General features: G+C 71.2%; 12 protein-coding genes and 2 pseudogenes. 3 read left to right on the forward strand and 11 right to left on the reverse strand.

Annotated elements, in window-relative coordinates; all coding sequences use genetic code 11:
- Positions 1-54: 54 nt before the first annotated feature.
- The gene (locus ACFVX6_RS19450) at positions 55-492 is read right to left on the reverse strand and encodes a hypothetical protein (RefSeq protein ID WP_389692979.1); all 438 of its coding nucleotides are present in this window, start codon (positions 490-492) and stop codon (positions 55-57) included.
- A gap of 423 nt (positions 493-915) precedes the next feature.
- On the opposite strand from ACFVX6_RS19450, the gene ACFVX6_RS19455 reads away from it, so the two are divergent.
- From ACFVX6_RS19455 to ACFVX6_RS19465, 3 genes are read left to right on the forward strand one after another with little or no spacing between them, the layout of a single operon-like run.
- Positions 916-1,719, forward strand: a complete 804-nt coding sequence (locus ACFVX6_RS19455) for an alpha/beta fold hydrolase (RefSeq protein WP_389692981.1) — start codon at positions 916-918, stop codon at positions 1,717-1,719.
- Positions 1,716-3,008: a PP2C family protein-serine/threonine phosphatase gene (locus ACFVX6_RS19460; RefSeq protein WP_389692983.1), complete on the forward strand. Its 1,293-nt coding sequence runs from the start codon at positions 1,716-1,718 to the stop codon at positions 3,006-3,008. The genes ACFVX6_RS19455 and ACFVX6_RS19460 overlap by 4 nt, the downstream gene beginning before the upstream one ends.
- Positions 3,005-3,346 (forward strand): STAS domain-containing protein, encoded by a 342-nt coding sequence (locus ACFVX6_RS19465; protein ID WP_389692985.1) that lies wholly within the window; start codon positions 3,005-3,007, stop codon positions 3,344-3,346. The genes ACFVX6_RS19460 and ACFVX6_RS19465 overlap by 4 nt, the downstream gene beginning before the upstream one ends.
- Positions 3,347-3,504: 158 nt before the next feature.
- On the opposite strand, the gene ACFVX6_RS19470 is transcribed toward ACFVX6_RS19465, so the two are convergent.
- The 10 genes and pseudogenes from ACFVX6_RS19470 to ACFVX6_RS19515 form a co-directional block, all read right to left on the reverse strand.
- Positions 3,505-7,017: an NB-ARC domain-containing protein gene (locus tag ACFVX6_RS19470; RefSeq protein WP_389692987.1), complete on the reverse strand. Its 3,513-nt coding sequence runs from the start codon at positions 7,015-7,017 to the stop codon at positions 3,505-3,507.
- Between the two features lie 148 nt (positions 7,018-7,165).
- Positions 7,166-7,312: pseudogene (locus ACFVX6_RS19475) on the reverse strand (iron-containing redox enzyme family protein); the annotation flags it as partial.
- A gap of 148 nt (positions 7,313-7,460) precedes the next feature.
- A complete protein-coding gene (locus ACFVX6_RS19480) occupies positions 7,461-7,757 on the reverse strand; it encodes a WhiB family transcriptional regulator (RefSeq protein ID WP_389692989.1) in 297 nt (98 codons plus the stop codon).
- A gap of 256 nt (positions 7,758-8,013) precedes the next feature.
- Entirely contained in the window at positions 8,014-8,784 is a 771-nt protein-coding gene (locus tag ACFVX6_RS19485; protein WP_389692991.1) for a restriction endonuclease, read from the reverse strand.
- Positions 8,785-8,874: 90 nt separating this feature from the next.
- The gene (locus ACFVX6_RS19490) at positions 8,875-9,048 is read right to left on the reverse strand and encodes a CsbD family protein (protein WP_389692993.1); all 174 of its coding nucleotides are present in this window, start codon (positions 9,046-9,048) and stop codon (positions 8,875-8,877) included.
- Positions 9,049-9,397: 349 nt separating this feature from the next.
- Complete coding sequence (locus tag ACFVX6_RS19495) at positions 9,398-9,667, reverse strand: GlsB/YeaQ/YmgE family stress response membrane protein (RefSeq protein WP_351381153.1); 270 nt, start codon at positions 9,665-9,667, stop codon at positions 9,398-9,400.
- Between the two features lie 469 nt (positions 9,668-10,136).
- The gene (locus ACFVX6_RS19500; RefSeq protein ID WP_389692995.1) at positions 10,137-10,403 is read right to left on the reverse strand and encodes a DUF4235 domain-containing protein; all 267 of its coding nucleotides are present in this window, start codon (positions 10,401-10,403) and stop codon (positions 10,137-10,139) included.
- Positions 10,400-10,849 (reverse strand): DUF3618 domain-containing protein, encoded by a 450-nt coding sequence (locus ACFVX6_RS19505; RefSeq protein ID WP_389692997.1) that lies wholly within the window; start codon positions 10,847-10,849, stop codon positions 10,400-10,402. The genes ACFVX6_RS19500 and ACFVX6_RS19505 overlap by 4 nt, the downstream gene beginning before the upstream one ends.
- The gene (locus ACFVX6_RS19510) at positions 10,846-11,262 is read right to left on the reverse strand and encodes a phage holin family protein (protein ID WP_389692999.1); all 417 of its coding nucleotides are present in this window, start codon (positions 11,260-11,262) and stop codon (positions 10,846-10,848) included. The genes ACFVX6_RS19505 and ACFVX6_RS19510 overlap by 4 nt, the downstream gene beginning before the upstream one ends.
- A gap of 127 nt (positions 11,263-11,389) precedes the next feature.
- Positions 11,390-11,648 (reverse strand): annotated as a pseudogene (locus ACFVX6_RS19515) (PRC-barrel domain containing protein); the annotation flags it as partial.

Here is an 11,648-nt window from a genome sequence, read left to right on the forward strand (position 1 = left end):
CCCGCGCAGCGCTTCCAGGTGGCACTGCTCGCCAACCAGAGGGCGGTCCGGTGGCTAGCGGGGGTCGCTGTGCCCGCCGAGCCATTTGGCGCGCCGGTGACCCGTGGTCGGGGGCGCGGTGGTGGGATGGTCGTCTCCGAGTGCTTGGGCGGTTTCCGCGCGGGCGGCGTCGCGCTGCGCGATGAGGTCCTCGCGCTCGCGGTCCAATACTGCGCTCTCCCGCTTCGAGGTGAGGGAAGCCTCGTGGCGGGCGAGGCGGTTGCGGCGGGAGGCCCGGCGGGCCGCCGCCAGGACGAGAGCAAGGCCCAGGACGGCGGCCGCGCCGACAGCGATGCCGTACAGGAAGAGGGCGCCGGTCGAGCTGGTGACGTGGTAGCCGAAGACCGAGAAGTCGTTGGTGAGCTCGTGAGCACCGCCGAGATTCGCCATGACCCCGGCCACGGCGAGAATCAGCGCGGCGATCAGAAGGATGAGGCCGAGGATGAGGATCATGAAGCGCTCCCTGCTCCGCACTGCCGCGTGCGAAATAGGCTGAGGCCGGCGGAAGCCCGCCGATCCAGACAGCGTCTACCCGAAGGCGCCAGGGTCAAGCGACCCCGGCCTGGCGTAAACCGGCAGCCCGCTGCGAGAGCCGTGTCGTCAGTGATCAGCCACCCCGACAGCCAGGCACCGGGGGCCGCCCAGCCTCCGGCATCCCCGCTGCCGGCGCACGGCCACGACGGCCGCAACTGCCTCCAGCGGCCCGGACGCGCGCCAGGCCGGGAGCGCCGGATAGGACGTGACAGCTCTGCCTCCGGGTGAGGTGGCAGGGCCGTCACACGGATACCCACCGGGGGCCCACTGCACGTGTCCTGTACGGCAACGCACGTCGCGGCTGCATGTCAGGGGCGCTGCGGGTGATGCGAGACTGACGAGATGGATATTCGTCGCAGGAACAACGTCACCGTCACTGGACGTGCGGATGGGCCGGTGCTCATGCTGGCGCACGGGTTCGGCTGTGATCAGAACATGTGGCGCCTGGTCCTGCCCACACTCGTCAAGGGCTACCGGGTGGTGCTCTTCGACTACGTGGGCTCCGGCAACGCGGACCCGTCGGCCTGGAATGAACAGCGCTACAGCTCGCTCGATGGCTACGCCCTGGACGTCCTGGAGGTGTGCAAGGAGCTGGACCTTCGCGACGTGATCTTCGTCGGGCACTCGGTCAGTGCCATGGTCGGGGTGCTCGCTGCGGCCAAGGCGCCCCACCGGTTCTCCCGCCTGGTGATGGTCGCTCCCTCGCCCCGCTACATCGACGAGGACGGATACCGGGGCGGGTTCGACGCGGACGACATCGATGAGCTGCTGGACTCCCTGGAGTCGAACTACCTCGGCTGGTCGGCGGCAATGGCCCCGGTGATCATGGGCAACCCGGACCGACCGGAGCTCGGCCAGGAGCTGACGGCCTCGTTCTGCGCGACCCACCCGGACATGGCGCGGGTCTTCGCCCGTACGACGTTCTTGTCCGACAGCCGCCAGGACCTTAAAACAGTGACGCTTCCGACGCTGGTCCTGGAATGCCGGCAGGACGTGATCGCTCCTCGAGAGGTCGGCGCCTACGTACACGCCACGATCCCCGGCAGCCGCCTGGTCACGCTGGAGGCAACGGGGCACTGCCCGCAGCTGAGCGCCCCCGAGGCCACCGCCGAGGCGATCACCGACTTCATCAGAGCTTCCCGATGATGTGCAGCACCCACCAGGACCCGGACAGGGATCCGGACCTGGACACCACGGACGCGGCGTTCATCTCCCTTCTGGAGGACAGCACGGAGGAGCTGTACGACCAGGCTCCGTGCGGCTACCTGTCGACGCTGATGGACGGCACCATCGCGAAGATCAATGCCACCTTGTTGGACTGGCTCGGCCTGGACCGCGCCCAGGTGGTGGGGCGCATGCGGTTCACCGACCTGCTCACGGTGGGCGGCAAGCTCTATCACGAGACCCATTTCGCCCCGATGCTGCAGATGCAGGGAGAGATCAGCGGCATTGCCCTGGAGATCAAGGCTGCCGGCAAGCAACGGATGCCGGTGCTGGTCACCTCAAAGGTGAAGACGAGCGAGGACGGCAAGCCGATGCTGGTCCGCACGAGCGTCTTCGACGCCCGCGACCGACGCGCCTACGAGACCGAGCTGCTGCGCAGCCGCCAGGCGGCGGAAGAAGCTCGGCGCCAGGCGGAGGCCGACCGCGAACGGCTCCAGGAAGCCCTGGCTGTCCTCCAGCAGAGCCTGCTGCCGGCTGAGCTGCCCGCGGTGCCGGGGCTGGAGGCCGCCTCCCACTACCACACCGCCTCCCCGGACCTGCTCGGCGGAGATTTCTACGACCTGTTCCCCGTCGGCGCGGACCGGTGGGCATTCTTCCTCGGTGACGTGTGCGGAAAAGGCCCCCAGGCCGCCGCGGTCACCTCGCTGACCCGCTACACCCTCAGGGCCGCAGCCCTTCACGACCCCGATCCCGTCAACGTGCTGAGCACCCTGAACACCGTGCTGTACGAGCGGTACACCAGCGGCGACGCCCGCTACTGCACCGTCGTATTCGGTTTCCTGCACCCTGGCAGCGGCCGTTTCAGCGTGCACCTGGCCTCCGGCGGCCATCCCTCCGCGCTGGTCCAACGTGCGGACGGCACTGCCCATTACCTGCCCACCCCCGGTGGCATGCTCGTCGGTGTCCTGCCCGGCGCCCAGTTCACGACCGCCCGCACGGAGTTGCTGCCCGGCGACACCCTGCTTCTCTACACCGACGGCCTCACCGAGGCCCGCATCGGACCCGACCGCACGCTCTACGGCGACGACGCCCTGTGCGACTTCACCACCGGGCGCCCGCCCGCCGGACCGCAGGCGCTCATCACCGCATTGAGCGAACTCCTCACAAGCTTCGGCGACGGTCTCGACGACGACACCGCACTGCTCGCCCTCGGCGTACCCTCTCCGCCCCACACTCCCCTTGCCGCCCCCGTGAGCGAAGATCTCGCATGAGCCCACTGACGATCACCTCCCGAGAGGCCGCCACCGGTCCCGTCCTGGAGATCACCGGTGACCTCGACTACGCGACGGCACCCGAACTCCGCAAAGCCGTGGGTCAACTGACCCTGTCGCCTGGCCGGCTGCTGGTTCTCGATCTGGCCGCTCTGGAATTCTGTGACTCCAGCGGCATCACCGCCCTGGTGGGGGCCCTCAACCGCGCCACCGAACAAGGCGCCGGTATCGCGCTCGCCGCGGTCCCCGCCAACACCAACCGAATCCTGCGGATCGTCGGCCTGGACCGCGTCTTCACCATTCACCCCGACACGGTGACAGCCACCACCCCCAGCTGAGCAGCACTCCTCGCGGCCGCCGCCGACGGGCCGGTTCCGTTCGTGGTCGGTGGCGGGGGTGTCCTTGGGTTCCGTGATGCCTTCCCTGCACCGACGGTATCGGGCAGGACGGACACGTGGGGTGAGGACTCGGCTCGGTGTCCCCTGGGGGTGCCGCCTCAGGGCCGGAACTCGTGGGAGTGCAGGCCGCGTTCGCCGGCGGCGACGAGCCCGCGGCCGTCAGGTAGCCAGGCGCAGGAAATCAGCGGCGTCTCGGCGCGGACGCCGGCGACGGTCCGGCCGGTGGCGGCGTCCCAGACGCGGAGCAGAGAGCCGGCGGTGGCGATCCACTTGCCGTCGGGAGAGACGGCGACGCCGTTGACGGGGCCGTCGGGGTCGGCGACGTTGGTCAGGAGAACGCCGGTGAACGGGTCCCACTGGCTCACGTCTCCGCTCAGGGACGTGGTGAGGAGGCGGCTGCCGTCGGGTGTGACGGCAAGGCCGGTGAGTTCCTCGCGGCGGTGGATCTGGACCTGGCGGCCGGCGACGGCGCGGCCCTCCGCGAGGCGGACCACCTGCACCAGGGACTCGGCACCGGTCCGGCCGGACCGGTGCCGGTGCCGGTGGCGCAGCACGGCCAGCCAGGTCCCGTCGGGTGCGACGGCGACGGTGTGCGCCCGGCCGTCGACCTCCCACGGACCCGGCACGGTGGCGGTCCGGGCCTGCGAGAGACGGTTCCACAGCTGGATCGCTCCCGCGGAGTCCGCGACGGCGAGCCACCTGCCGTCGGGTGCGACGGCGAGGGCCTGCGCGGTGGTGGATGGGCCCAGGGGGAGGACGGCTGGGTCCTCGGCCGCCGACTGGTCGACGGTCTTGATCTCGACACCGTGCAGGTGGCCCGCCGCGTACCAGCTGCCGTCCCGCGCGAAGGCGACCGGTCCTCGGTACTCCCCGTGACAGGACGACAGGGGGCTGCTCCAGGTCTCACCGTACGGGTCGCAGAGCCTGGTGCTTCCGTCGCCGTGGGAGACGGCCAGCCACTCGGCGTCGCCGACGACGGTGACCGTTCGCATTCCCTCGCCGGCGCCGAAGCGGATCCGCTCGGGCCCGCTGCTGTCCCAGACCCGTACCGTTCCGTCCTCTCCGGTGCTGATCACCCGGCCGCCGTCCGGTGTGACCGCGACGGCGTGGACCGGGCCGGTATGGGCGGTGTAGCGGGCGCGGCACTCCCGTGTCCGCCGGTCCCAGACCGCGACGGTGCCGTCCTCGCCGCCGCTGGCCAGCCACGTGCCGTCCGGCGAGAGCGCCACCGCGGTGGCGGGGCCCCTGTGGGCGGAGATCTGCGACGTGTGGAGGGGCGGCGTCTCGTCCCAGATCTGCAGCACGCCGTTCGCCTCGGCGGAGACGATCCAGCTGCCGTCCCGCGCGATGGCGATGGCGTTCACCGGAGCGCCGCCGGTGAGACCGCGGTCCTGCACCTGGGCGAGGTCCGCGGACATCAGCCGGACTCGTCGGCGGCCGCCGACGGCCAGCCACACCCCGTCGGGGGAGAACGCCACGCAGGTGTGCTCGTCACCCTGCTGGACGTGCTGGCCGAGGTGGTTCCCGCTCCAATCCCATATCTCCAGAGTGCCGTCCGTGGCGACGGTCGCGATCCGCCTCCCGGAGGCCGCCAGGGCCCGCACCGACGCCCCGCGGCCCCCGACCGGCCCGAGGGTTCTCATCGGCGGGGTGGCCCGGTCGACGGTCCACGTGTGGAAGGTACGGCCCGGCCCGCCCGTCACCAGGTCGGTGCCGTTCGGGGCGACCGCGAGGACCCGGAAGCGGCCGGGGCCCCGGACGTCCACGGTGAACTCGCCGCCTATCTCCGGGTCGAGCTCTCGGGCCATTCCGTCGGCTCCGACGGTGATGAGCGACGTGCCGTCGGACCGGACCCCGACGGACCACACGGGTCCGGTATGACCGAGGAAGGTGCGGAGCAGCGCCGGTTCGGGCAGGTCCGGCGGGGTACTGCGGTTGCGCAGCAACGGCCGGCCCAAGATCTCGGGGGCGGCCTGCCGGCGCGCGATCCGGTCGCGCCACAGCGGCAACGACTCCAGGCGGCTGTGCAATACGTTCGTCAGGAGCTCGGGCGGGTCGGTGGGGGTGAGGAGGTGGGCGGATCGGGTGAGGTCGTCAGCCAGCTGGGTCGCGTGCCGTGTGGGGACGTCGAACAGGTCGGCCCAGGCCGCCATGGGACCGCGTTGGTGAAGTCGGGTCTCGATCCAGCGCAGGTCGCTCGCGACGCGCTCCGCGTCATCGGTCCGCCCCGCGGCGAGCAGGTGCTCGATCGCGTGGTCGAGGACGTATCCCTCGGACGACTCCCAGGGACGGGAACCGAAGGCGTTGGCGAGCGTGCCGTGCAGGGCGGTCGCGGCCGGTTCGCCCAACTCCTTGTGCAGATAGTCGCGGAGCACGTCGTGGATCGCGACGCGGCCGCCGTGGTCAGGGGTGAGCGCGATCAGGGAGAGCCGGTCGAACGCGGCGCAGAGCGTACGGCTCTCGTCCTCCGTCAGACCGCCCGTCGCCGTCCACAGGCGGGCGATCAGCGGGACGGGGATCGACTCGTCCTCCGCGAAGACGGACAGCTCCGCGAGGCGCCGGTCACCACCGGGCGGCAGGAGGGTCCGGGCCGCCTCCACTGTGGCCCGGACGGCCTGGGCGCGGCGGGCCGGATCGTCCAGGTCGAGCGTGGCCGGGTCGGAGTCGACCACGGCGGGGCCGTCCGCGAGGAGCCCTCGCAGGGCCTCCGCCGCTGCGCGCTCCGGATCGGTGCCGGTGGCGATGCGCTGGCTGATCAACCGGTTGATGAGGCGCAGGAGCAGGGCCCAGCGTCCGGTCGCCTCCAGGAGGTCGCGGACGAGGGGTTCGGGGAGCGGGGGCAGGTCCCAGGTGAGGACCGCGCGGGCCTGGGCGGGGGACATCTGGTCGACGCGGACGCGTTCGGTGCCGCGTGGCAGGGCGCCGGGGACACGGGTGGTGACGAGGCGGACGCAGCGGGCGCCGCCGCGCAGGAAGGGGTCGAGCTGTTCGGCATCCCAGACGTCGTCGAGGAGGAGCAGCGTGCGGGGGCGGCGGTCGAGGAGCCGGCCGAGGTGGTCGCCCGCCAGGCCCGGGTCGTTGAAGGCCGTCGTGTCGCCGGTGATGAAGCGGGTGGCCTCGGCCACCTTGGCGGCGATCGCCGCCCGGGCGCGGACGTCACGGCCGATCGTGATGACGTAGATCCGGCCGCGGAAGTGCCGCCGTACGCGCGGACTCGCGGCCACCGCCCGGGCGAGGACCGTCTTGCCGAAGCCGCCGGCGCCTTCGAGGGCGGTCGTGATGGCGACGGTACGGCTGCCGCGCCGGGTACGGCACACCGCCTTGACGGTGCGGGCCCGTTCGGTGCGGTCGATCACCCAGTCCGGAACGGTCTGCGCGGACGGGGTGGGCGGATCGTCGGCGGGCCGATCCTGCCGCCAGGTCAGGACGACGGCCACGAGGATCCCGGCGACGGCGAGTCCGGCGACCCACCACCACGGCTGCTGCCGGATGCGGTCGAGCGCGCCGGGCCAACGGTCCTCGGACGTGGCGGCGTTGGCCGCGAGCGAGGCCAGTACGGCCACGGCCGCCGCGATTCCGGCGAGCGATGCGCCCTTGACGGCACCGCGCACGGGCCACCTCCCTGTCCTGACTGCCCTGACGATAACCAGGGGTCGGGGCGGGCGTCAGCCGGTGGCGGCAAGTACCGGCCGGGAGGCCCGTGCCAGGGCCTGGTCGTAGCGGTGCAGGATCAGCCCGGAGGAGGGGCCGATCCGGTCCTCACGGGGCTTCGCATACGTGTGCTCCGAGGCGGTCCTCCAGCAGGACCGTGGCCGCGCGGCCGAAGGCCACATCGGGCTCCAGGTGCGGTTCGTCGGCGAGGGAGCCGCCGGTCACTTCGCGCCGTACGACCTGCTCGTGCACCGCCCCGGTCGCGTCGCGGCTCGGCATGGCCGAGGAGGCCCGTGCGGTGCATTCGCTGACCGTCGCCGAGCCGACGACGAACAGCGTGCTTCACGGAGGCGGTCGCGGGACCTTGCGGCTCTGGGCCGAGGGCGCCCAGGGTCGGCGAAGGTCAAACGGTGGAAGGCAGGACCAGCCGCTTCGCTTCCTCGCTACGGAGTCGGCGCCTCTCGCGCTCGGTGAGACCGCCCCAGATGCCGAACGGCTCGGCAGCCTTCAGCGCGTGCCGCAGGCAGTCGCGCTGCACCGGGCACAACGCGCACACCTCTTTCGCCGCCTCGTCCCGCCGTTCGCGGTCCGGCCCCTGCTCGCCCCTGGGGTGGAAGAACAGGCGCGAGCCCAGTTCGCGGCAAGCCGCCTCCTCCTGCCACAACCAGTGGTGCTCGGCACGGCCGGGCAGACGCGACACGTTTCCCACCTCGGAACCTCCATCTGATGCGCACCGCGTTCGGATGCGCGACCCCTTCCCGTCTGGCCCGTACGGCGGAGATCAAACAGCGAGCCGGAGGTGCGGTGCGGCATGCGTGGGGGACCGGTCGACTGCGCGCACGGTTCAGCAGTCGCGTCCCATCCTGCGGAACTCTTCGGGACGCCCCGCCGATGGGACGCCGGCCGCGCCGCCCCCGCAGAATCGGGCAGGTCGGAAGACGAGAGGGGCCAGCTCGTCAGGCGGTGGACACCCGGGCGGCGGGGTCGCGGCTGTCCGATTCCCAGGGCGGGGCCACGGCCGAGTCCGTCCAGGCGGCCAGGGCTTCGCCGTCGACGCAGACAATGCCGCACGTGGCGGCGTACTCGAGGGCGGGGGTGGTGTAGGAGCTCGTGGTGACGACGATCGCCACGTCGGCGCCGTGAACGGCGAAGCAGGTACCGCCGAAGCGCTGCAGGTCCTGCGAGCCGACGCGATGGGTGTCGGCGTAGTGCTTGCACTGAACGACGACACGCAGTCCGTCCGGGGTCGTGGCGATGACGTCGGCTCCCAAGTCGCCCGCACCGCCCACCACTTCCACGGGCGTGCAGCCGTCACGCGCACACAGCGCGGCTATCGCGTGCTCGAAGCCGTCGGCATCGGCCGCGGCGTGGTCCAGCGCACCGGCACCGAGGTCCGGCACCCCTCCGACGGCGGGCACGTCCAGTACCGCCGTCGCCTCGATCGGGTACGGATCCCCGTGGCCGGCGGGGCCGGGCGCCGGAGGGGCGGTGGAGCGCCGCCGCACGGGCGACACGCTCCACTTGGCCAGCGCCGCCCCGACCGCGAGGACCACCGCGGTGGCGACGGGTACGACCCAAACCCCCGCCCCGGCCCCCGCGGCGGTCTTGAGGAAGACGGCCAGGCCGCCGACACAGATCCCCGCGAGCCCCACGGCCAGCACCACATCGCGCCCTAGCGGCGCGGAACCGCCCCAGGCCTTCCTTCTGCCGTTCTCCGGCAACGTCATGCGGGAGCCCTCCCTCGATCGGTACGGACGCGCCGCGGTCCCGGACCCGTCGGGGTCCGGGACCGCGGCGGTGGACGCCGGGCGTGCGGGTCAGTGCTTGAAGACGTCCTTGATCTTCTCCTTGGCCTGGCGGGCGTCGCCCTTCGCCTGCTCGGCACGACCCTCGGCCGTCAGTCGCTTGTTGCCCACCAGGCGGCCGGCCGTCTCCTTGAGCTTGCCCTTGGCCTGCTCGGTCTTGGCCCGGCTCTTCTCGTCGTTCGACACAGCTGATCACTCCCTGAGGGACGGGGAACTCCTTGCCCTTCCTCGTCTGGCCCGGATCGCGGCCCTCAAACAGACCGGCGGACCGCCCTGCGAGACCTGGGCTGGACGAAGGACCCGGGGATCGGCGTTGCGATTCGGCGGGTTGTGACACCCCGGCCCGCGGTCAGCTCCTTCCCACCTAGATCCCCGCCAGTGACCCGAGCCCGAGGGTTGCGAGAGTTGAACTCGAACTCGAGTCGTCACCTCGACTCCCCCGGCATCTAGAGGGGGTGCGGCATGTTCGGGAGAACCGGAACGGCTCCGCCCTCGGGAGAGGGGGAGCCGTTTCCGTACGAAGGGGACGCGCCGGTCAGGCGTGGCGCCTGTTGCCGGTGACCAGCCGGTAGACCACTAGGAGGATGAGGGAGCCGACGATGGCGGCGATCCAGGTGGAGAGGTCGAAGAAGCCGTCGATGGAGTCGACGCCGAAGATGACCTTGCCGAGCCAGCCGCCGAGGAGGCCGCCCGCGATGCCGATGAGCATGGTGATGATGATGCCGCCCGGGTCCCTGCCCGGCATGAGCGCCTTGGCGATGATGCCCGCGAGCAACCCTATGAGAATCCAGGCCAGAATGCCCATGATGTGTCTCCTGCCTCGGTGTATAAAGCTGGTGTTAGCGAGCGTCTGCGCCGTGCGGAGATTTCCAAACGTCCCGAGCCCTTGATCATTTCCCCTGAGACAGGAGTCCGCGGCGGAGGCGCTCTGCGGCAACACGCCGGCGACAAGTCCCGGCCGGCTCCGACGGTCCTTGCCGACCGCGAGCCCCGAGAGGTCTGGTGCCGGACGACAGTGGAGCCGACGCCCACGACGGCAAGAACAGCCGCCTGCACACCTGACCCCGGCAAACCCGCAGGGTTACGGTGGAAGGGTCCCGTACGAGGCGAGCAGCAGAACGAGACAGCTCGGAGCTGTGTCCACCCCGAGCGGTTTCATGGGCCGTGCTGGGCTGGTCGTTTCGATGGGCCCGGCTCGGGGAGCGGCTCTCCCTCGCTTTCCGTGAGGGTGCTCCGGACGCCTGTTTCGGGGCCCCCGCCAGTCGGAGCGAGGTCTACCCCGGCCAGGTGCCCGTGACCCGCCGGGTCGCGAGGGCCCCGGACCGGTCGACGGCCGCCTTGACGACGGCGAAGATCGCGCCCTGAAGGGCGGCGGCTATGAGGATCTCCTTCCAGGAGCGGTCCTCATCGGTGGCATCCGGGGCGTCACCTTCCCCTTCGATCATCTTCCAGGCCTGCTTGAACGCCATCCCGGCGAGCATGCCGCTCGCCGCCCCCAGTGCCAGCCCGACCGGCTTGTACGCGACTTTGGACGCCTTCACTTGCGCCCCCGGCCGCGACGCACCAGCAGGATGACGATCAAGGCCGCTCCGATGGCGATCAGCGGAGTGCGGTTGGCCCATGCCCTGGTGGCAACCCGGTCTGCTTCGTCGAGTACCGGGTCCGGTGTCTTGTCCTTCACGAAATTCGCGGTCTGCTCCGTCATCACGGACGCCTTCTCCATGGCTTGTGCCGTGAGGTCCTGAGCCTGAGCCTTGACGTCGGCCGCCACGTCCATGGCCTGCGCCTTGGCATCGGCGGCCACGTCCATGACCTGCGCCTTGGCATCGGCGGCCTTCTCCTTGGCCCGGGCCTTGACGTCGGCCTTGGCCGCAAGTGCTTCGACGGTCTGGCCGAGCTCGTCGCGCGTGTGCTCGATCCGGTCGCGCAGTTCCTCGGACGAGGGGGTGGAGTCGCTCGTGTGGGGCTGGTTCGGCTGGTTCGTCATCGGTGGGCCCTCTCCTTGATCTCGGCCACATCGGCCTTGACGCTGCTCACGGTCTGCTCGGGCACGGGCGGGACGGCCCGTGCGATCTGCTTCTTGCCGGCCACCGCCAGCACCCCGGCGATCGCGGCCAGTACTGCGGCGACGATCAGAGCCGACGCCCATACCGGAAGTACCAGCGCCAGAGCTGCTACGGCCGACACCACCACGGCCTGTGCCACCAGGACACCGAGCAAAGCTGCGGCGCCGAGCAGACCGCCGCCCGTCCCGAACCGTTTGCCCTTCTCACCCAACTCCGCCCGGGCGAGCCGCATCTCCTCGCGGACCAGCGCCGAGATCTGCTCCGATGCGCGTGAGACCAACACGCCCACCGATTCGTCCGCGGTCGGCGGTCGCCGTTCAGCCGTACTACTCACGATGCGATTCCTTCTTTCTGGCGTACCGATCAGCCGGATGGCGCCGGGCGGGAAGCCATCGAGCCTTGCTGGGCAAACGCGTGAGGGGGCCCGAACTCGCGGAGTTCGGGCCCCCTCACGCGGGAAGTCAGGCGGGGCGACCGCCGAAGGGGGCGCCGGTGCCGTAGTACGTGCCCAGCTCCTCGTGGTATCCCCCGTCCCCGAGGTGCTTGTCCCGGTGGAACTCCGGAGCGCTCTTGATCTGCTCCTTGGTCCGGTCCACGTAGACCTTCTTGTCCTCCGGGTCGACCCGGAGAACCTTCATTGAGCCGAAGTCCGTGGCGGACTGGGCGCGGCCGAGGATCTGGAGCCCCTGTGTGCGGGCCGCCCAGGCCTGGTCCGGGGAG

Source organism: Streptomyces sp. NPDC058289, assembly GCF_042880975.1.
GTDB classification, from domain to species: Bacteria; Actinomycetota; Actinomycetes; order Streptomycetales; family Streptomycetaceae; genus Streptomyces; species Streptomyces stoeckheimensis.

What these genes read in the sequence shown, in the direction of transcription:
- ACFVX6_RS19455 (WP_389692981.1), top strand. Translation starts at nt 916, where the DNA reads ATGGATATTCGTCGCAGGAACAACGTCACCGTCACTGGACGTGCGGAT.
- ACFVX6_RS19460 (WP_389692983.1), top strand. Translation starts at nt 1,716, where the DNA reads ATGATGTGCAGCACCCACCAGGACCCGGACAGGGATCCGGACCTGGAC.
- ACFVX6_RS19465 (WP_389692985.1), top strand. Translation starts at nt 3,005, where the DNA reads ATGAGCCCACTGACGATCACCTCCCGAGAGGCCGCCACCGGTCCCGTC.
- ACFVX6_RS19495 (WP_351381153.1), bottom strand. Translation starts at nt 9,667, where the DNA reads ATGGGCATTCTGGCCTGGATTCTCATAGGGTTGCTCGCGGGCATCATC.
- ACFVX6_RS19505 (WP_389692997.1), bottom strand. Translation starts at nt 10,849, where the DNA reads ATGACGAACCAGCCGAACCAGCCCCACACGAGCGACTCCACCCCCTCG.
- ACFVX6_RS19485 (WP_389692991.1), bottom strand. Translation starts at nt 8,784, where the DNA reads ATGACGTTGCCGGAGAACGGCAGAAGGAAGGCCTGGGGCGGTTCCGCG.
- ACFVX6_RS19450 (WP_389692979.1), bottom strand. Translation starts at nt 492, where the DNA reads ATGATCCTCATCCTCGGCCTCATCCTTCTGATCGCCGCGCTGATTCTC.